This is a genomic window from Ruminococcus sp. D54t1_190329_F1, from assembly GCF_015551645.1.
Taxonomy (GTDB): domain Bacteria; phylum Bacillota; class Clostridia; order Lachnospirales; family Lachnospiraceae; genus Blautia_A; species Blautia_A faecis.
Window position 1 is genome coordinate 24,777 of record NZ_JADNDC010000003.1, and the last position, 21,543, is coordinate 46,319.

General features: G+C 44.7%; 16 protein-coding genes. 9 read left to right on the forward strand and 7 right to left on the reverse strand.

Annotation, left to right across the window (positions count from 1 at the left end; all coding sequences use genetic code 11):
* The first annotated feature begins 25 nt into the window (after positions 1–25).
* Entirely contained in the window at positions 26–154 is a 129-nt protein-coding gene (locus I2D69_RS20650) for a hypothetical protein (RefSeq protein WP_330386326.1), read from the forward strand.
* Between the two features lie 566 nt (positions 155–720).
* Here the strand turns inward: I2D69_RS20650 and dprA are convergent.
* From dprA to I2D69_RS01805, 3 genes are read right to left on the reverse strand one after another with little or no spacing between them, the layout of a single operon-like run.
* Positions 721–1,446 carry a DNA-processing protein DprA gene (gene dprA / locus I2D69_RS01795; RefSeq protein ID WP_173735417.1) on the reverse strand — a complete coding sequence of 242 codons (726 nt, stop codon included), beginning with the start codon at positions 1,444–1,446 and terminating at the stop codon, positions 721–723.
* A 13-nt stretch (positions 1,447–1,459) separates the two neighbouring features.
* Entirely contained in the window at positions 1,460–1,999 is a 540-nt protein-coding gene (locus tag I2D69_RS01800) for a phosphoribosyltransferase (RefSeq protein ID WP_173772530.1), read from the reverse strand.
* 51 nt (positions 2,000–2,050) lie between these two features.
* Positions 2,051–2,653 (reverse strand): (p)ppGpp synthetase, encoded by a 603-nt coding sequence (locus I2D69_RS01805; RefSeq protein WP_195379298.1) that lies wholly within the window; start codon positions 2,651–2,653, stop codon positions 2,051–2,053.
* A gap of 211 nt (positions 2,654–2,864) precedes the next feature.
* Here I2D69_RS01805 and I2D69_RS01810 point away from each other — a divergent pair, with 211 nt between their 5' ends.
* Positions 2,865–5,969, forward strand: a complete 3,105-nt coding sequence (locus I2D69_RS01810; RefSeq protein ID WP_195379299.1) for a glycosyltransferase family 2 protein — start codon at positions 2,865–2,867, stop codon at positions 5,967–5,969.
* A 90-nt stretch (positions 5,970–6,059) separates the two neighbouring features.
* On the forward strand, positions 6,060–7,202 hold the full coding sequence (locus I2D69_RS01815) for a glycosyltransferase (RefSeq protein ID WP_195379300.1): 1,143 nt from the start codon (positions 6,060–6,062) through the stop codon (positions 7,200–7,202).
* A 453-nt stretch (positions 7,203–7,655) separates the two neighbouring features.
* On the opposite strand, the gene I2D69_RS01820 is transcribed toward I2D69_RS01815, so the two are convergent.
* Positions 7,656–7,799, reverse strand: coding sequence for a hypothetical protein (locus I2D69_RS01820; RefSeq protein WP_195379301.1), 144 nt, complete (start codon positions 7,797–7,799; stop codon positions 7,656–7,658).
* Positions 7,800–8,100: 301 nt separating this feature from the next.
* On the opposite strand from I2D69_RS01820, the gene I2D69_RS01825 reads away from it, so the two are divergent.
* Entirely contained in the window at positions 8,101–8,961 is an 861-nt protein-coding gene (locus tag I2D69_RS01825) for a hypothetical protein (RefSeq protein WP_195379302.1), read from the forward strand.
* 86 nt (positions 8,962–9,047) lie between these two features.
* Here the strand turns inward: I2D69_RS01825 and I2D69_RS01830 are convergent, their stop codons facing one another.
* A complete protein-coding gene (locus I2D69_RS01830; RefSeq protein ID WP_195379303.1) occupies positions 9,048–11,075 on the reverse strand; it encodes a GGDEF domain-containing protein in 2,028 nt (675 codons plus the stop codon).
* Between the two features lie 394 nt (positions 11,076–11,469).
* Between I2D69_RS01830 and I2D69_RS01835 the strand changes: the two genes are divergently transcribed.
* From I2D69_RS01835 to glgD, 3 genes are all read left to right on the forward strand, one after another.
* Positions 11,470–11,700, forward strand: coding sequence for a hypothetical protein (locus I2D69_RS01835; RefSeq protein ID WP_202031468.1), 231 nt, complete (start codon positions 11,470–11,472; stop codon positions 11,698–11,700).
* A gap of 155 nt (positions 11,701–11,855) precedes the next feature.
* Positions 11,856–12,998, forward strand: coding sequence for a glucose-1-phosphate adenylyltransferase (locus I2D69_RS01840; RefSeq protein WP_118581924.1), 1,143 nt, complete (start codon positions 11,856–11,858; stop codon positions 12,996–12,998).
* Position 12,999: 1 nt separating this feature from the next.
* Positions 13,000–14,115 (forward strand): glucose-1-phosphate adenylyltransferase subunit GlgD, encoded by a 1,116-nt coding sequence (gene glgD, locus I2D69_RS01845; RefSeq protein ID WP_118581927.1) that lies wholly within the window; start codon positions 13,000–13,002, stop codon positions 14,113–14,115.
* Between the two features lie 89 nt (positions 14,116–14,204).
* Here the strand turns inward: glgD and I2D69_RS01850 are convergent, their stop codons facing one another.
* Positions 14,205–16,631, reverse strand: a complete 2,427-nt coding sequence (locus I2D69_RS01850; protein WP_195379304.1) for a diguanylate cyclase — start codon at positions 16,629–16,631, stop codon at positions 14,205–14,207.
* 404 nt (positions 16,632–17,035) lie between these two features.
* Between I2D69_RS01850 and fliB the strand changes: the two genes are divergently transcribed.
* Positions 17,036–18,202, forward strand: a complete 1,167-nt coding sequence (fliB, locus tag I2D69_RS01855) for a flagellin lysine-N-methylase (RefSeq protein ID WP_148463175.1) — start codon at positions 17,036–17,038, stop codon at positions 18,200–18,202.
* 175 nt (positions 18,203–18,377) lie between these two features.
* On the forward strand, positions 18,378–19,013 hold the full coding sequence (locus I2D69_RS01860) for a GNAT family N-acetyltransferase (RefSeq protein WP_148463176.1): 636 nt from the start codon (positions 18,378–18,380) through the stop codon (positions 19,011–19,013).
* A gap of 131 nt (positions 19,014–19,144) precedes the next feature.
* On the opposite strand, the gene I2D69_RS01865 is transcribed toward I2D69_RS01860, so the two are convergent.
* The gene (locus tag I2D69_RS01865; protein WP_195379305.1) at positions 19,145–21,535 is read right to left on the reverse strand and encodes a glycoside hydrolase family 31 protein; all 2,391 of its coding nucleotides are present in this window, start codon (positions 21,533–21,535) and stop codon (positions 19,145–19,147) included.
* Positions 21,536–21,543: the final 8 nt, after the last annotated feature.

Genomic DNA, 21,543 nt, shown 5'->3' on the forward strand with positions numbered 1-21,543 from the left:
GGAAGAATCACTGGATGGTTACTACATGCTCTTAACCAGCGAAATGGAGACATCTGACGACGAGATTATCGATATGTACCGAGGTTTATGGAGAATTGAGGAATCTTTTAAAGTAACCAAAAGTGAACTGGAAGCCAGACCCGTGTATGTCTGAACAAAAGAACATATCAAAGCACATTTCCTTACCTGTTTTGTAGCTTTGACAATCGCTAGAATACTGGAAAATAAACTGGAGCGAAAATACAGCATCGGAACTATTTTGGAATCTCTGTCAAAAGCCAAATGCAGCCTAATCCAGCAAAACTATTATCTGTTTGATTATTACGATGAAGTTTTAAAAGATATCGAAAGAGTTACAGATATTGATTTTGGAAAACGTATCCGTACGCTAGGGGAAATAAAAAAAGTTTTAGCAAAGACCCAAAAATAGAAAAAACACCATGAAAATCTGACAAAGCAGAAAGCCCGCCAAGCCCTGTATTTACTGGGTTTGACGGGTGTTTTATATCCATTTAGCTGCAAAAGTCAGGGTCTTTCGCAACTGTTAGAATATGAAAAGAGTATGCGAACTACGGCATTTTTGCCATTTATTCCGTACGAAAAATAAGATAAAAAAGTAGAAATGATGTAGAATATTTTTCAATAAAATTTGTACTAAAACAGAACATAAAAATCCCCACGAGAAACAATGCTGCTTTTCTGTTTCTCGTGGGGAAATAGTTATACAAAATCAAAACTCAATTGCGTATATTCTTCTATATCTGCAATTTCACATAAATAGTTCTCTAAATCCTCATTGGTTTTAATCACTGCTGCCTGATATAAATTCTCCAAAACATTATTTCCTGTAGAATATTTCAACAAACCGTGATAATAACAAGCCAGGCGGCGATTCTGTTTTTTTGCATACTCTGCAGTATGCATAGTACCACTTTTTTCCATAGCTTCTACTACCAGAACCCCCTGAGACATGCCACTTTGAAGTCGGTCGCGCTGCACGAAACGATATTTCTCAGGTCTTGTTCCTTCGGGATATTCGCTAATAAGACATCCGCCCTGCTTTAAAACTTCTTCTGCAATCCATTGATTAGATTTCGGATATATTTCATTTATTCCGCAAGGAAGAACCACTGCGCATTTCCCCCCTGCTGCCAGAGCCCCCTTTAGAGCTTCTGCATCACAGCCAAGTGCAAGACCATTTACAAGATTAAAACCATTTTTGCCTATAATACTGCCCGCATTATAAGCCAACTTAGCACCTACAGCCGATATCTTACGTGATCCTACAACCGCAATACTTTTATGCTCATTCAAAATATCAATATTTCCTCTATAGTACAAAACCTCTGGCCGGTCTTTTATTTTTTTCAAATCATGTGGATAATTTGTTTCATCAACTCGACAGATTTTTATTTCCTGCCATAGTGTTGTTTTCTTTTCTTCCATAAGCTTTTCCATTTTATATTGCCTTACCCAATGCAAACATTTCTACATTAGCGGCTCCACGATTTAATAAAATTTCTTTGCAGACATACAGAGAGTTTCCAGTTGTAGTTACGTCATCCATCAATAATACAATGTCTCCGCTTATGTCTATATCCTCTACCGTATCAATAGACTGCATATGAACTGACAGATTCCTGCTTCCTCCTGTTGCAAGCTTGTTGATTGAATGGCTTCTTCTTAAAAAATATACTTTATTATCCCTTCCATTGGCAGCAAGCATTTCTCCTAGTTTTCCAATTCCGGATTCTCTTTTTTCCGCATTACTGGAAGGTACCACACAAATAGTTACTCCGGGGCATATCTCACAATCCAGTAAATTGTAAAAATATTTAATCGCCGATGGTTTCTTATCCTTCAAATCCAATATTTTCCCGCTAAACACATCAAACAATGGATTCTTTATCTTTCGTTCTCTGTCCAGCCAATATTTATGATAGTTACTGTAAACTACAATTTCACCAGTTCCGTTCCATGCTTCATTTACAAACACCATGTTTATAGCCTCCTTCGAACAAATGTTTTCTTTATTTTATCAGATTGCTGCTCACATTTCAACCGGATGATCATTATATTTCTCAAACTCCTTTTCCATCTTTTCCAGAATATTGGAGTATTGGAGGAGTTCGGCTACACGTTGTTCTTTGTTGTCGTATTGTTTCTTGTAGGAGACGCGGTGTTCCATGGCGGCCCAGAAGTCCATGAAGATGGTGCGCAGCTGGATTTCTACCGGATAGTATTCGTTTGCATCCAGACAGCAGACATTTACACCGAGAATGACATGATGGCTGCGATAACCGTTGGGCTTGGGGCTCTCAATATAGTTTCTCTCACGGATGAAAATAAGGTCGGGCTGCTTCTTTAACATGTTTATCAGATTATTTACATCCCCAACAAAATAGCAGATAATACGCACCCCCGCAATATCCTGCAACTGATCCTTGGCATTTTCCAAGGTTGGCTCGAAACCATGACGCACCAGTTTTTCCTCAATGCTGTCCTTCTTTTTGATCCGGTACTGTATGTTATGAACGGGTTTCCCCGTCTTTGTTTTATAAATAGAGTGGTTCAGCACTTCCAGACGTGTCAGCAATAGCTTCATCGCATCCTCATACGGCTGAATAAGCTCATAATACTCCTTGTCAGTCATAAGTAAAAACCCTCCTTCTCGTTTTCCATGGTACTATATAAATGTGTTCATTTGGTGAGAAAGAGATAAACAGAAAATAAACAAGTTTCTCCCTTCCTTTTCCCCTTGAAATCCCCCTGTCGAACTGGTACTATTATAGGTAAAAGATTGACGAAACAACTGCAATTTTGACTTGAAATATCGGAATTAGGAATGGGGTAGAGAGTTTTTGATGAAGTCTTTTAAAGTCAGCATCATTTTACCGGTGTATAACGTGGAAAAATACCTGAGTACGTGCCTGGACAGCTTATTGGCACAGACACTTGAGGAAATAGAGATCGTAGCTGTCAATGATGGCAGTACAGATGGAAGCCTGCAGATTCTGCAGGCTTATCAGTCGTTAAATCCGGAGAAGCTTTTTATATTTTCCACAGAGAACCACGGCGTCAGCAGGGCACGAAATTATGGTTTTGCCCATTCCCATGGAGAATATGTCTGGTTTGTAGACAGCGATGACTTCGTAGAGCCTGACGCCTGCAGACTTCTTTATGAAAAAGCTACCGCTGACGGAAACGACCTGGTTCTTTTCCGTTACTATAATGTAGACTCTGAGACCGGAGTCCGTAAGGAATACATTGCATCCTGCCATAATCAGAACTTCCGCGTTGCAGACAAGCCTTATGAATTACCTGCGATTTCTCCATACCCATGGATCAAGTTCATTCACAGAGATCTGTTTAACGGACTTTGTTTCCCGGAAGGAATCCGGTTTGAAGATCTTCCGGTGGCCTATCTTCTGGCTGTGAAAGCCCGTTCCATCGGATACGTGGATCAGTGCTTCTATAATTACAGAAAAAATGTAGGATTCCTCAGCCGTCTCACGCCTTCCACCCTTCACATCCGGAATGCCATTATTTTTATGAAGGAAGAAATGGAGAAGCTGGGGCTGTTTGAACAATATCAGACAGAGCTGGATTTCATTGCTGTGCGTCATTTTTTCTACCGTTTCTGGAAGCTTCTCACCAACTATGAGACTGACCAGAAAGAACTGAAGCTGCAATTGATCAATGAGCTTTTCGATTATATGGAGTCCAATATTCCGGACTGGGAGAACAATCATTATGTCCGATATTCACTTCCGCCACATATTGGGCGGTTGCTCTGTCTTTATGGTTCCAGACAGGAAATGATTTCTTTCATAGAGGCCTGCAACGGAATGACCGTACAGCAGCAGAAAGCCTGGATAAAGGATTACAAGCTTTCTCACAAAACATCTCCCAGCTATCAGCCTGCTGAGATGATCCACCGGGAAAAAACTTCCTCCCAGTTTTATGGCTTTGCCTATACCGGAAGCCTTGCTCCTGATCCGGAGCAGATTCTTCTGGAAGCCAGCCGTGGAAAAGAAATTCCTACCTGGATATTGAAATTACTTGTGCATCTTCTGAGGAATTTTGGAGAGCACCAGATCATTGTCTCCCTGACTCAGGAAAAGCATGCCTTGTTTCAGGCTCTTCTGAACCGCTATCTTTCTGACAGCACTGCACTGTCTGAGAATATTACTCTGGTGTGCCCGGACAGCGAAGAATACGGCAAGGCACTTGCACTCTCCGGCTACGTGATCACAGACGGACCTTTACCCTACTATTTCCGGAAGGAAGAGGGGCAGTTTGTGTTGCTTTACTGCGGACACAATCTGTATCCGGAAACCGTTCTGAACACACCGGATTCCACCGCTGATACAGGGCTTTGGCAGCATACTATGTTTATGGCAGACTGCCTGTATTTTAACAATGTACAGAACCGGGATATTTACCTGCAGGAATGTATGACAGCTAATATCTGCAAAACGCCTTACATTATCGGTTCTTCCACCCACATTCCGGTGATTCCCAATGAATCACACAGGGAAAAGCTCCGCCGCAGCTTGCAGATGGATTCCATGCAGACTATTTTGTATGCGCCGCTGCTTCCAGGGTCCTATATTGCGGACACCGAGCAGACATTCCGGAATTTCATGGCAGCCCTCTACATATTTGACTGTGAACTTTCCGATTATCAGGTTTTGTATCTGCATCTGGATCATGAAAGGGAAATTGATTTTTCTGAATTTAGACATATAAAAGAAATGCCAAAAGATTTCGATGTACCGGATTTCGCTGCGGCGTGTGATATTTTTATATCGGATTATCACAATGCACTTTCTGCCAGATTCACCACAGGCACACAGATTCTGCGATTTCTGTGCGGTACATTTCTTCGACACGAAAATGCAACCAGTGACCATCAGACTGTACCAGCTGCTCCTGTCCTGCTGGAAACCACTTCCTGTCTGCCCGAGAGCTCTGGAGCCTGTTTGAAAAATCATTCCTGCAATCTGCACTCCACACTTTGCGATATATTTCACCCGGAATATCCTGCATTTGATAATGTACCGGAGTTAGTACGATATATCGGACAGTTAGAACTGATGTCTGAGAAGATGGCCACAAATGAAGCTTTACATTCAGCACCTTTTGACCAGTTTACTTCTGATACAGACCGTGTGTTCGATTCCCAGGAGCACAATTGGAATTCTTCGGAAAAAAGCTCTCTGCAAATGGAAAATAATCATGATTTACAGGCCACAAAGAATTCCTCCGGAGAAGCCACTACTTTCGAAGAATCCCCACAATATCTTCTCACAGATATTGCAGATTCTCTCTTAAACGGACGACCGCTGCCCTATTATGCTCCAGCTTCTTCTGATGATGCACCGGCACTGCGCACACGCGTCCTGTTCTTTACAGGGCGGAAGCTTTCCCAGAATCTGGTTCGGGATTTTAATGCCCTGGCAGCACAGGCACCGGAAAAAGAATTCTGGCTTGCATACAATGATTTCCGCAATACAGACTCTGCCAAATATCTGGCACAGTTATCACCTGACTGTTCCAGCCTGCCATTGAAGCCGGATCCCGAGAAAGGTAACCGCTGGAAGCTGGCAAGTGTGCTCACCAGCCGGATGGGACTTTTCTCATTTTATCCCTTATCCCATATTTTGGACTTGGGGAAGGAAGAATATAAGAAGTGCATGGGAGAGACAAGATTCGATGAAGTCGTAATCACTTCCACAGATAGTATAAAAACGGTTGCTACGCTTCTGGCTGCTGCGCCAAAAGCGTCCTATACTTTTGACACCTTTAACCCAGAGCGCTACAGTACCTCAAGACCTTACAGGCACCAGATTGCATTTCTTTGCAGAATGTTAAAGGATACAGGAAGTCTGGAATTGCCTGCCGAGCTTACCGGATTGAAGCTGACGCAAAGCTCTGGCAAAAATAAAGATAAGGGAATGCTCTAGAGCGTGTTTGAAAAAGGCTTTCTGCAAGATGTACGTCACAATTTGTGGGAATGCTTTTTTATAACCCATTCCTTACGAAAGGATTTACCTATGAAATTAACCACTATCATCCCGGTTCACAATGCTGAGAAATACATCACAGCCACTTTGGACAGTGTATTGCAGCAGGATCTGGGAAATCCAGAGGAGCTGGAGGTGATCTGTGTGGATGACGCATCCACCGACGCTTCTGTTGCCCTCATAAAAGATTACCAGCAAAAAGACTCCCGCATCCGCCTTTTCCTCAACGAAAAGACCCGGTTTGCAGGAGCCTGTCGAAATAAGGGAATCGAAGAAGCCCATGGTGATTATCTTCACTTTCTTGATGCAGATGACCTTGTAGAAAAAGGTGCCTACCAGAAATACCTGTCCATTGCTGAACAGGCGGGTGCCGACATGGTAAAGGGCTGCGCCGTCTGCTTTGACAATGAGACCGGCGAGCTTTCCGATACCCCGCTTTTTGCACTGTCTGATGTGCCCGCTGAGTGCTTCGATAAGGTTCTGAATTTCCACCAGGCTCCCGAAATTTTCAGCCACATCAGTGTAGTTCCATGGAATGCCATTTACAAACGGAAATTCATTTTGGAAAAGGGGCTTCGCTTTAACAATCTGATCTGTGTCAACGACCGCTCCTTCTACAGCGAAGCCGTATTCACTGCCAACAGGATCTGGCTCACTCACGAGCAGATTGTCCGTTACCGTGTGAATAACAGCGCATCCCTTGTAGGAAACCGTGCCAGAAACTTCCATTGTGAATTTGATTCCTGGCAATTGATCATGAACCAATGTACCAAATACAATATTCAGGGCCGCGAGCTGGCCATCGTAATGGAGCGTGAGCTGATTGACATTTTTATCTGGTATCGCAAATACAAAAAAATCCCGGAGATTTCGGAAGAGATTACTTCGCAGACCCAGGCGTTTGCCCAGAAGCTTGACATTGCGCCTCTTGAAGCATTCCCGCCTTCTTTCAAGTGGTACTACGATTATCTCACTTTTCTTCCGGAATTTGAGACCCTTACAAAAAATTATAACAATATTACCCAATTCAAAAAACAAGCCAAACTAATCATGCCCCAGTGCGCCACCCTGGCCGACTTCCGCCACCGCATTCAGGAAGTCCCCGCCGAGACCTCCCCACACTCCAACCGGCCAGGTCTATTAAAAAAAATACTCTCTCATTTTAAACCTTGAATTGCTATTTAATTGGTTGGTCGTTATCCCGTACGCGATTTCACAATGTATATTCACCGCCGCGCGTCGCAACGTTCCGGCAAGCTAATGACTAACTGCGACTAAGACGCTCAGGAGAGCCTTCGCGCCTAAGTCTCCGTAAGTCATGGATCTCGCCTCCACTAAAACCGCTCCTAAAATGCGCGGCTTGCGAATATACATTGCAAAATCGCTGGTTACTGACAACTGGAAGTTAAACAGTCCCAGCCAGTACACAGCGTTCGGGCAATGGGTATTACTCCAGCGAACCATTTCAGGCGCGCCCTTAGCGTAGATGAAATCCAGCGCTTACGAAGACTTAGGAGTGACGGCTCTCCGGAACTCCTTAGTCGCAGTTAGCGATTAGTTCATCGTAGCGTTGCGCCGGTGAGTGAGTAATACCCATTGTCCGAATGCGTCCGCCTTGAACAACTTTCAACACACTAAATAACAAAGCAGGCTGTTTCCTTTTTTGTAGGAAATGTTCTCACTGTCTGCGGTGATGGTTCCCGCTCCGTCCAGCATAAGGATGCTGATAAAGGCCTCCTCCGTAACAGTTCCCTCCATTATTTTCATCATCTTTCTCTTGTATAACTCTTTCTGTCACTACGTCTATTCAACACCTTAAACAAAAGCTCTCTCACTTGTTGCTTGTAGTTTGAAGTCATTCTGCCATTAAAACTAATCCCATAGTATCTATAATGTCTTGTCAATTTCAGATTAAGCATTCCCATTAGTTTCTTTAGCGGTTGGTTAGGCCTTACCAAACAGGCATTCCACCAGCTAGACTACTCGCCCTTGTCTGGGCGCACAATTTCGAAATTGTATTATATAAAAAGTTGCGATATAATAAATTTGTAATCTCGGAGGAGGTGATTTTATGACCGATTCTCCAGATAAAATCCAGTGGCATCCTGCATTTTGTGCAGCTGCTGGACTAGAATTACAAGAAAATATAGACGCTTTGGAATTAACTCCGGAGTACAACTTAAGCAAAGAGCCCATTCGGATTGACCTGCTGATCGTTAAGGATCGCAAGAAATTAGGTAAAATTAAGAATGAAATTGGGCACATTATGAGAACCTACAATGTGATAGAGTATAAAAGCCCAGAAGATGGACTCACCATCGATGACTTTTATAAAACAATTGGTTATGCATGTCTGTATAAAGGCTATGGAGAGAATGTGGATAAGATTCCAGTAAATGAACTGACGGTTTCTTTATTCCGGGAGGCATATCCCAGAGAAATGTTTCTCGCCCTGAAAAGACATGGCCATGAAATCGAGATGGTATATCCAGGGATTTATTACATAACCAACAATCTGCCTTTTCCAGTGCAGGTCATTGTAACAAAAGAACTGAAGAAAGAGACACATAGCAGCTTACGGATATTATCGAACAACGCAGAAAGAGAAGATGTTGAACGCTTTCTGGAAATGTCAGTGAGGATAAAAACTCCCTGGGGCAGAAATAATGTGGACTCCGTACTGCAGGCAAGTGCACGAGCTAACTTCGAATTATATGAGAATTTAAGGAGGGAATCTGCTGTGAGTAGTGTGTTTAGAGAACTGTTTAGAGATGAAGTGGAAGAAATGGAAGAAAGTGGCTTTCGGGCGGGACAGGCTCAGATTATTATTAAAATGTACAAAAATGGTTTCACCCCTGAGCAGATAGCTGCTGCAACTGATAAAACACTGGAGGATGTGAATAGTATTCTTTCCTCAAAAGATGAACAGTAACATTCATAAAAATAATATACCTTTAGAGAAAAGTCCCGGCGAAATTCATATTTCGCGCGGGACTTTAAAACAAATTTCGTATCTCACTAACCTTGATTATTCGCCCTGCTCACCGACTTCTTCCTGTGTTTCTTCGCCTCATAAAGCTGCTGGTCAGCCAAGGAGATCACCTGCTGGATGTCTGTTGAAATATTTGGACGGAACTCGGCAATTCCAAGGGAAATCTCCACCAGGAACGGCTTGCCGGATTTTTCATTAAACAGCTTACATGCCATCTTCACACGCTCCCGGAACTTCTCCCCGAAGTCGGCTTCCTCGCATTCCAGCATGATAATATATTCATCACCGCCCACACGGCCCAGAATATCATTGCTGCGCAGACATCCCTTTAATATTTCGGCAACACTCCTAAGGGCAAAGTTCCCTGCCGGATGCCCCCAGGTGTCGTTAATCTCTTTTAAGTGATCCAGATCACCGTAGATCATATATGCCCGCTGGCCATTCCCAGCCTGGCAAACCCGCCTGGTGTGCTCCATAAACCCGCGCAGATTCAGAAGTCCGGTCAGCTCATCATACTCGGAAATAATACCAAGAACGCGGTTTTTCTCCTTAATCTCTTCTATATCCCTGGACATCTCCAGCCGTCTGGCCGCCTCTGCCTTGCTTATCTCCAGATAATGCAGGGACAGACCAATCTGCAGGCTAATCACATAGAAGAACGGGAAATCCTCCTGGTCAATGTCACAGGCCAGAAGTCCATACTGCTTCTCCCCGGAAAAGAGAAGAAAGACCATAAACTGGTGGCGCTCTTCATCCTCCATCAGATCACAGATTCCGTTTTCCTTCATGACCAGAGGTCTCTCGTAAGCCGCCTTGGTAACGATCCTGCCATTCTCATAGCTGGCAGCAAGATGAAGGTTATAAGGGCAGGTCCACTTCCGTTTGCCATCGTAAACAATCGGTTCATCCAGGAGAAAAAGATGAGTACATCTTGTATGAAGCTCCCGCATTTTCTCCATAATTTCTTTCAGAAAAGCCTGCTCGTCATCCATGCAGTCGTTTAAATCCCGGGCAAGAACCGGAATAAACCAGGATTTCCTCTGAAAACTGATCAGTTCCAGCTTCATTCCGGCAATGGTCTTATTCAGCCTGTGCACCTGGGCACCAAGCCCCACTGGTGTCTCTTTCCTCGAAGCATCCTCTGACACGCAGCCGCAGGATTCTCTTTTTACAAAAGAAACTGGCACGCGTCTGGATACCGCTTCTTTTCCGGGATCTTTTCCATCCAGGCGGTTCACCAGATCGTAGACTGCCATTTTACCCATAAGCTCTCCGTCCTGCTGAACTGTGGTAAGAGGCGGTTCCATCCCGGATGCACGCTCACAGTCATCAAATCCGGTAATCATAATATCCTTGCCAACCACAAGTCCACGCTTCTCGCAGACACGATATCCGGCAAAAGCCATCTCATCATTGGCAAACACAATGGCCTGGGCATCCGGGTTGCTATCCAGAAGACGTTCCACCTGTTTGTCCACAAACTCGGAATAATCCCCCTGGGCAATCATTCCAGGGGTTACAGGAAGCCCATATTTCTTCATGGTTTCCAGATAAGCTTCCTTACGCTCAATGGCATCTGTGTTATGCTCCGGTCCTGCCACGAACAGGATTCTGGACAGATGATGCTCTTCCACCAGATGGGAAATGACCATCGCGATACCATCTTTGTTATCGCAGATCAGGGAGTGACAATTGGACACATCCACGACTTCTGTAAGAAAAACCGTGGTGATTCCATTATATTTCTGGGCAAATTTGTTGGGATCATCCTCCCGTAGCTGGATTCCCAGTGTTCCATAATTAATGATCAGACCATCCAGTCCGCCGATCAGGCTGTAGTCATGTATGGTATTAAATTGATAGTCATAGGAATTTTTCTGTTTGCTGCCCAGGACATCTTCGAAAAAGTCCTTAGTCCGGGTTCCCAGAAAAAAACAGACATTTACATCCAGCTCTGCCGCCGCCTCAGAAATCCCCTTGATATGCTCTTTTGGAAAATAGGTATGCACTCCTCCGATGAGGACTCCAAGATTATACCTCTTTTTTTCTTCCATCTTCACACCTCTTGCTGCAAAAATTTGATATTTTTTTCTCCTTCATATCGCACGTCATCTGTTCTTATGTTCTTTTTTATCCAAAATCAGCTTTTGGCTTTCGTCTATTATAACAATGTTCCCTATAGCATGTAAAGTCGCTTTTGTGAACTTTCGCTAAATATGTGAATATTTGAGCCCTTCATTGCAGTGCAGATTTTTTTCTGGTATACTTTAGACATCAAGCGCACATCTGCAAATTAAAGCAGTAAAGAATTGGACTTTATCGGTTATAGAGGGAACCGTTTCAATCGTCCCGGAGCGTATTAAAGAAGACTTTCTGCAAAGTGCGGCATGCAGCTTGCAGGAACAATTTTCCAAACACACTCTGGCGCCTGATAGGAAGGATAAAAAAATGGCTATTAACCCCATGAAATTACTTGAACTTAAGAACCTGTGGAGCGCTTTTACAAGGCGTCACCCGAAATTCCCACAATTTATTTCCGCCGTACAGCAGGCCGGCATTTCCGAAGGAACCGTGATCGAGGTTCAGATCACCACACCAGATGGCAGAACTTTCACTTCCAACCTGAAAGTACAGCCGGAAGACATCGAAGCTGTGAAAAGTCTACAGAATTACCAGTAAATATTTAGCTAAATTTCATCTGGATTTTACAATATTTTTGCACAAAAAAATTGTATTTTTATTGAAAATATTGTATAATATGGCTTAAAGCATTCCTGTTTGCAGATACAGTTCCGCGAACAGCAGCCTTAAAGAAATGAAAGTGAGGGTTCACCATGAAACAGAACAGTATGTTAGCAATGATTCTGGCTGGCGGCCGTGGCAGCCGTCTTCACGATCTTACCAACAAAGTGGCTAAACCGGCAGTTTCCTACGGCGGTAAATACCGTATCATTGATTTCCCCCTCAGTAACTGTGCCAACAGTGGCATCGATGTAGTAGGCGTACTGACACAGTATGAGTCAGTTGAGCTGAACAGTTATGTTGCAGCCGGCGGACGTTGGGGACTGGATTCCAAGGACAGCGGTGTATATGTACTTCCGCCTCGTGAGAAAGCAGACACCGGACTCGACGTATATCGCGGAACAGCCGACGCGATTTCCCAGAACATTGATTTTATAGATCAGTATGATCCGGAATACCTTCTGGTACTTTCCGGTGACCACATTTATAAAATGAATTATGACAAGATGCTTGCCTTCCATAAAGAGAGACAGGCCGATGCTACCATCGCCGTTATCGAGGTTCCTCTTAAGGAAGCCAGCCGTTTCGGTATTATGAACACGGACGGCGAGACAGACCGTATCACCGAGTTTGTTGAGAAGCCGCCGGTACCTGAGAGCAATCTTGCCTCTATGGGTATCTATATTTTTAACTGGAAGCTTCTTCGCAAGCTGCTTCTTGCAGATATGAAGAACCCGGATTCCAACCATGACTTTGGCAAGGACATCATCCCTACTCTTCTTGGCGATGAGAAACGTCTTTTCGCTTACCGCTTCAAGGGCTACTGGAAGGATGTTGGAACCATAGATTCTCTCTGGGAAGCAAATATGGATCTTCTCAGCCCGGATAATGAGCTGGATTTAAGCGACCTTACCTGGAAAATTTACACCGAAGATGTAACCGCACTTCCGCAGTATATTGGCACAGAGGCCAGGATCCAGAACGCTTACATAACCCAGGGCTGTGTAATTGAAGGCGAGGTTACCAATTCCGTAGTCTTTACCGGAGCCAGGGTGAGACCAGGTGCAAAGGTAATTGACAGTGTACTTATGCCAGGTGCTATTGTAGAGGATGGTGCTGTCGTAATACGTGCCCTTGTTGCCAATGGCGTAAACATCGGCAAGGGTGCTCTTGCAGGAAGTGCTGACAGTGAGCACATCGAGCTGATCGCGAAACGAGTAAAGGGGGCCGAATAATATGTATAAAGCATTTGGAATTGTAAACTCATCATCCAGAAACATCCGTGTAGAGGGACTTGAGGACTACCGTCCAATCGGAGCTTTCTCATTCCTGGGCAGATACCGTATGGTCGACTTCCCGATTTCCAACCTGAGCAACAGCGGCATTGACCGCATTCAGGTCTACGTGAAAGAGAAACCAAGAACTCTGGTTTCTCATATCGGCACCGGACGTCATTATAACATTAACTCAAAGAGCGGACGGCTGCAGGTTCTTTTCACTGACAGCGACCAGAGAAACAATATCTATAACACCGATATTGCTTCCTATTACGAAAATATGGAATGCATCGAAGAAATGCATCATCCATATGTGGTAATCACACCAGATTACATGGTTTATACTGCTGATTTTTCCAAGCTGATCGAGCAGCATATCCAGTCTGAGGCTGACATTACCTTGCTTTATCACGCAGTAGACAATGCGAAGGATGCTTATCTGAACTGTAATATCCTGAATCTGAACAAGCAGAAGGGTGTGCTCTCCATTGAGCCAAACCACGGAAATGCCAAGAACCGCAATATTTTCATGGACACTTACATTATGAAGAAGGATCTGTTTATCGAGCTGATCCGCAAGGCAAAGGCAATTTCTTCAGCCTTTACTCTTGCAGACATTATCAATGAGCTGCATAATGAGCTGGATGTAAGAGGAGTTTCCCACCGCGGCTTCTTCGCTTCCATCACAGATTTCCAGAGCTATTACAACGCCAATATGGATCTGATCGATATCAAGGCTGCACAGACACTTTTCGATCCGGAATGGCCAATTTATACCCGTACCAATGATTCCTGTCCGACTCACTATTATGAAACCGCCCAGATCCGCAACTCTGTCGTTTCCAACGGCTGTCAGGTGGAGGGAACCATTGAGAATTCCATTCTCGGCCGTGGCTGCATTATTCACAAGAATGCCGTGATCAAAAACAGTGTAGTTCTTTCCGGTGCTGAAATTGGTGAGGGCGTACATGTAGAGAACCAGGTAGTAGACAAGATGGTCAAAATCCTTCATGTGAAGGAGGTTGTCTCAGATCCGGCACTTCCTGGATACATTAAGAGAAGAGATATTCTGTAAATATTGCATTCCAGAGCCTGTTTGGAAAATCAAACGCACTTAGGAAATAACAAAAGTCCCGAGCGGTTTTGCCCGCCGGGACTTTCTTTTTATATTCTTACCTGCTCCAGCATTTCCTCTACCCTGCCCGGTATACTGGTACCGGCAGTAACAAGCTTCAGCTGCACTCCAGGCAGCTCCGGAAACCTCAGAGCCTCTACTCTTCTGCACATTTCCTTCTGGATTTCGGAAAGCTCCTCTTCCGTAACCTTAAAAAATACTGTCACAAAATCATCTCCGGAATATCTGAGCACATCGCCTTTGCCAGCCGCAGCATCCCGAAGCACACCAGCCACCTGGCGAAGCACATCATCTCCAGCCTGATGTCCGAAATTCTCGTTAATTTTTTTAAAGTTCTTAATATCTGCAAACATAAGAGCTGCTACATTGTCCATCTTGCTCAGCTTCTCCACATAATAGCGTTTATTATAAACTCCGGTTACCGGATCTATATAAATCTTCTCCTTATGAATCCTTACAGATGACAAGATCTCCTCCCTGGAATACCCATCAGGCATAAAATCACCATCTATCCTGGAAGCCATTTCCAGACAGCAGGGTTTCCCGTCAATCTCCACATACATGGATACCACCTGATATGGATCATCCCCTGCAACCTCAAGCTTTGTCATACGCTTCCTGGTCTGCATGCTGAGCCTGGAAATACAGTTGCTGCATTTTTCCAGACAATTCCATATGTCTGAGCAGGTAGTTTCACTCTCCCACATTTTTCCATCTTTTTCTATATGGATAACCTTATTCGTTGTAGGATCTACATACCGGACCAGATCATAGGAAATCTGCAGATACTGAAGCAGAAGCCACGCTTCCGTTCCATCTGTAGAAAAGCCGCATTTCTTAAACCGGTCATAAAAACTGGAAAATTCTGCACTACGGTCTTTTTTCAGGACTTTCAAGCCTTCCTCCCGGACAGTTTCCATAACCATATAGTCATCTGTAATATCTGTCAGCTTTCCAACAACGCCTGTATAGCCTTTTTGGTCACCATCTGCCCAGATCACCCTGCATTCACATCTGTAATGGCAGGGACCTTTTCCATCTTTGAGAAAAATATTACTTGTCACATCCGGCATTTCCCTGGTAGCCTGGGTAATCTTCCGGATAAGCCGTTTCAGGGATTGCTCCTCCACAAGATCCGTCAGCACACCGCTCTGCAATGGGGAAAATGAAGGTTCTGTAATCCCGCTTCGTTTGCAGCCAGCCTGGTTAAAGGTGAGTAGCGGCGGTGAAATGGTATAAGTAAAAATAATATTTCTGCTGCCCTCTGCCAGGAAATTATGGCGCATTCTCTCAAATTCCAGCTGCTGCACAATTTTCTCCGAGGAATCCATCTCAAAATCGTGAAATCTGCTGGCAATATCAGAAAGGTCTGTCTGTTCATACCTTTCCTTGGATTTATAGCCCATTTTTTTCTTCAGGGAAGAAGAAATATCCAGAAGGCACTCCAGCATCAGTGGATTAAATGCACCACACTGTCCCGCCAGTATCATCTCGATGGCTTTTTCATGAGAATAAGCATCTTTATAGCATCTCTCACTGGTCAATGCGTCATACACGTCAGCTAACGCCACAACCTGTGCTGAAACAGGGATTTCTTCCCCTTTTAATCCATCCGGATATCCGCCTCCATCGTAGCGTTCATGATGCCAGCGGCAGATCTCGTATGCAGTCTTGACAAGAGGCTCCTCCTTCTGGTCAAGAGGCAGTTCTGACAGCATATTGGCACCTGCCATGGAATGTCCCTTTATTACTGCAAATTCTTCGGCTGTAAGTCTGCCTGGCTTATTCAGGATTTCATCCGGAATACTGATCTTGCCAATGTCATGAAGCGCTGAGGCTGTGGTAATCATCCGGATCTGTTCCTTGCTCAGGGCATATCTGTTATTTTCCTTCTGAACCAACTGGCGAAGCAGCATTTCTGTGATTGTCTGAATGTGCAGCACATGAAGTCCGCTCTCCCCATTGCGGAACTCCACTATATGAGAGAGGATATTGATCATCAGCTTGCTGCTTTTTTCTCTCTCGTAAATCTGATTGGAAACAATACTGGTCATCCGGCGCTGCTTGGCTCCCAGAAGTATGGCATTGGCCGAACGGCGTAATACCATATTTGCATCAAAGGGCTTTCCGATAAAATCAGTGGCGCCCAGATCATACCCACGTTTTATGTAAATAGGTGAATTTTCTGACGAAATAATCACAACCGGAATAGAATCAATCCAGTGTTCTTTATTCATATAAGAAAGAACCTCGAAACCATCCATGTGGGGCATAACAATATCCAGAAGAAGCAGGGAAATCTCCTCGGCATGCCTCTGAAGGCAGTCAACTGCCTGCACACCGTCGTTCACCTGTATGATCTCATATTCCTCTTCCAGAATTGCAGCTAAAAGTTCGCGGTTCATTTCTGAATCATCCGCTATAAGAATCTTTTGTTTAATTATAACTTCACTCATTTTATAATTTCCCTTGCTGGTGCAGGTACCCCCCCCCACGCCAGTTTCCGTTTTACTGTTAAGCTGACAGCTTTTATAATATGGGTGCTATCATGTCCTGATATTTCTGTCGTTTCATGTGAATTTTTCTTCGGTCTGAAATTCTTGATTTGTTTTGGAATTTTCAACAGAACTGTCAAGATTTAATTATCGCAGTACAGGTATCAGAAAGCTATCGTTCGCGGACTGGTCAATAGCTACCTAAGTTCTTTCTGATCCTACCTTTACCTATATGAGTTTAACAGTCCGCCGCATTAATGTCAACCATCTATAACTTTTTTGTCCAGAGGATTTACACAGCTTTGAAATACCGTTACAATAGTTGTATTTGAAATATACTGATCACTGTTACCAGGAGGTTTTTTATGGAGATTACAAGACCTGATTATTATAAAGAGTTTTCCTGTATTGCAGGTGCCTGTCCCGACACCTGCTGTGCCGGCTGGCAGATCGTCATTGACGACAAAAGCCTGAAAAAATATAAGCGTGTGAAGGGTACTTTCCGGAATCGCCTTCATAATGATATTGACTGGAAGGAGAAGGTTTTCCGTCAGTATGAGAAGCGGTGTGCATTTTTAAATGAGGACAGCCTTTGCGACATCTACAGCGAGGTTGGAAAACGAATGCTTTGCGATACCTGTCGGAAATATCCGCGGCACATCGAAGAATTTGAAGGTCTGCGGGAATATTCCCTGTCTCTTTCCTGTCCGGAGGCAGCCAGGATTTTGCTTGGCAAAAGGGAAAAGGTAACCTTCCAGACAGCGGTGGTTCCCTCCCCAGAAGAATTTTATGATGATTTTGACTATATGCTTTTCACTGCCCTTGAAGATACCAGGGAATACTTTCTTGATGTGCTGCAGAACCGGCAGATTCCCATGCGGCTTCGTATGTGGAAGATACTGGCTGCAGCCAGTGATTTCCAGCGCTGTGTAGACCGGAACCAGCTTTTCAAATGGGAAGAGATCCGGGAGCGCCATAAAGCCTCCGGATATGGCGAAGCCTTTACCTCCAAGGTGCAGAAGCATATGAATAAAAAGGCTGCGCCAGATGAACTTCTGAAGACCATGTGGAAGGCGGTTGTTCCCAGAATGGAGGTTCTCAGACCGGGCTGGCAGGAATTTCTGAAAAAAAATTTGCAGGCGCTTTATGGCAGCGCAGAAGCTTCCGGCGTTTCCCCCACCTCCGTTTACTCTCAGAACCGTGCCGACTTTGAAAAGGCTTACCCGGACTGGAATATTCAGGAAGAGCAGCTGCTTGTGTATTGGATTTACACATATTTCTGCGGTGCTGTTTACGACGGCGAAGTTTTCGCCAAGGTAAAAATGGCTGTGGTCTGCACCCTGCTGATCCATGAGCTGGATATGGGAGCTTACCTGAAAAACGGACGGGTGTTCTGTCTGGAAGACCAGATAGATATTTGTTACCGTTTCTCCAGAGAGCTGGAGCATTCGGATCTGAACCTGAATGCGTTTGAAGATTTACTTGCTGCTGATAAACTGTTTGCTCTGGAAAACATGCTGAAAATCTGCTAGAGCGTGTTTGAAAAATCATTCCCGCAATCTCCCACAAATTGTGACGCACATCTTGCAGAAAGCCTTTTTCAAACATGCTCTAAAACGAAATTTACGAAAATAAGACTGCACTTCATCATATGTGCTATAATACAGCTAAAATTTTCGTTTGCAACTACAAAGGAGGAATCCTGCCATGTCATTACCAGTTACTATCCGCCCGGCAGCCCCAGAGGATGCAGAGGCGCTCCTTTCCATTTATGCACCTTATGTAAAGCACACTGCAATTACCTTCGAATATAAAGTTCCCTCTGTAGAAGAATTCCGGAAGCGAATTGCACACACACTACAGCATTATCCTTATCTTGTAGCCGAACGGGGAATAAACAGCTCCGCACCAGGCATCAAGGATGAAGCGGACTGCAGTGCATGTACCGAAATCGCAGGCTACGCCTACGCAGGACCGCTCCACGCCCGGGCTGCCTATGCCTGGTCTGTGGAAACTTCCATCTATGTAAGAGAATCCGAAAGGAAATCCGGAATCGGCAAGGCGCTTTACGCTTCTCTGGAAAAAGCGCTTGCCGCCCAGAATATGACCAATCTGAATGCCTGCATCGCCAGTCCTGTAGTGGATGACGAATATCTGAACCATAACAGCATTCAGTTTCATCAGCATCTGGGGTATTCCATGGTAGGGGAATTTCACAAATGTGCTTACAAGTTCGGGCGTTGGTACAATATGGTCTGGATGGAGAAGATCATCGCAGATCACCCTGACAGGCAGCCCGATGTGATTCCCTTTGCACAGATTCCGCCTGAAATTTACTGCTGATTTTAAATGCTCAACAGATTGAAAAATACTTCAATGCTGTATACTGACTGTTTTCCCCTTAAATAACAGCTTATTAAAACACCCGGGAGCAAATACTCCCGGGCTTTTTACTGTCTTTAATGTTCTATATATTACTCTATCGCAGTCAAAATCTCTCCCACTGCTCCCACAATTCCTTCTTCCGGATGCATTGCGGTAAGCTGGGTGAGTTTGGCGGCATTGGAAATCTTCTTGTCCAGGATTTCCATGATAGCTACTTTCTCCATGTATGGGATTTCAGCCTGGTTGAGAAGGTTAAATACCTGAGCTTTCACATCATTCTCACGCAGCGCCGGAATTCCCAGAGTAATGATGATTTCAGATGTTACAGAAGCTTCCGGAACACTTACCTTCAGGCAGCCAAGTGCTTCATCATACTCTTTAGAAGCTTCTACCACTGTACCTTCCACTTCGACGGTAACCTCAGTGTCCTTCACACCCCAGAACTCTACAGTCCAGGTTCTCTTCTGCGGGATCAGTTCCAGCCTGCCTGCTGCCTTTTGGATGACGAAGCGGCCAGTACTCCACTTCAGATCCATGTCTGTGAGAACGCACTCGTCTTTCAGGTAAGCGTTGGACTCGTTGTCGTCTTCGTAAAGCTGGAAGCTGCCGTCTGCACCGCCGTATACACGGATGGTCATAGTTTCCGGATTTCTGTCTGCTTCCTGTCCAAATATTTCCTCAGTCATCGGCACAATGGCACCTGCTTTTGCCAGAACCGGTATGGAATGAAGGTCACGGTACATATCCATCTCTCTGTCGCCGGAATATACCAGACCTGTGAAGAAATCAATGTAAGTACCCTCTGGCAGCCATACATGAGTCCTGGCTCTTCCAACGCCCTGGACAGATTTCTCCGTAACAGGTGCTACAATAAATGCGGTTCCATACTCATATTCATTCTTCACTGTGTAAGCCACCTGCTCTGCCGGATATGTGTAGTACATTGGCAGGATCAGAGGCGTGTTCTCTTTATATGCTCTGTGGTTCATGGTATACAGATACGGAAGCATCTGGTGACGGAGTCTTAAGAACTCCTTCATGACCTCACCGATCTCCATAGGGAACTGCCACGGTTCTTTTCCCATAAACTCATTCTTGCTGCTGTGCAGACGGTTAATTGGGGAAAATACGCCAAGCTGTACCCAGCGAAGTGCCAACTCATTGTCACGATAGCCAAACATATGTCCGCCGATATCGTGACTCCACCAGCCATATCCAATATTGGAAGCTGTGCTGGTAAAATAAGGCTGGAAATTCAGGGACTCCCAGGTTACGATACTATCACCGGAGAAGCCTACTGGATATCTGTGTGAACCAGGTCCTGCATATCTGGAAAAAGTAAGAGGACGTTTTCCATCGCGGGCATTGTCCAGGTAATGATAGTGGTTCAGCATCCACAGAGGATCCAGACCGGGGACCTTCGTGATATTGCCCTGCTGCCAGTCAATCCACCAGAAATCAACGCCTTTGTTTTCCTCTGGATGAAGTACACATTTAAAATATGCTTCCAGGAATTTGCGGCTTGTGATGTCAAAATCGATGGGAGCTTCGTGTTCGGTATCTACATCTCCCAGCTCCTTCGCCATAGCCGGATATGCTTCCTCGAAGGCGCGGATTCCACCAGCCGGATGAAGGTTTACAGAGATTTTCATTCCATGGTCATGAAGCCAGTTCATAAAACGCTCCGGATCCGGATAGTACTTTTTGTTCCAGGTATATCCGGTCCAGCCGCTGCCATATTTTGGATCCACTTCCTCTACCAGATGCCAGTCCATGTCCAGAACACCAACAGAAAATGGGATCTTCTCTTTCTCAAAGCGGGTTACAAGTGCCTTGTAGCTGTCTTCTGTGTAAGCGTAATAACGGCTCCACCAGTTTCCAAGGGCATATCTTGGGAGCATAGGAGTTTTGCCGGTGAGACGGTAAAAATCATTCAAAGCTTCTTTGTAATCATTTCCATAAGCGAAAACATAAATGTCCACCCCATCTCCTGTGCGCACCTGAGTCCAGCCGTTTTCATCCAGAACCAGAGAATGGCTGTCATCAATCTGAGAACAGCCGCTTCTGGACATAATTCCCTCCTGAAGCTGGCATTCCCCATCTACCCCATCCAAGGTTCTTGCGGTTCCGCCAAGATTGTCGCCTTTTTCCCCATAATACCATACTGCACCAAAGGCGTTCTGACCGCCTACTGCGTTTAAGTTCAGACTGTTTTTGGTAAAAGGTCCGCCAGCGTAAGTAACATGCATTCTACTGGTAAAAAGCTCGAAGCCTTCCCCTTTCTTTTCCACACGGAAGTCTACCGGATCAAATTTACGGTTCCACACAACCTGGGTAGGACGGTCTTCGAATTTGCCGTCTTCCCTGTATTCCATTCGGATCAGACAGGGAGTCAGCAGGGTAAAGCGGTATTTATCACCCTGGATGGTGTTCTCCGGTCTGCCAACTGGTTCTATATTCCACAGATTATTCTCAAACATATGTGTAT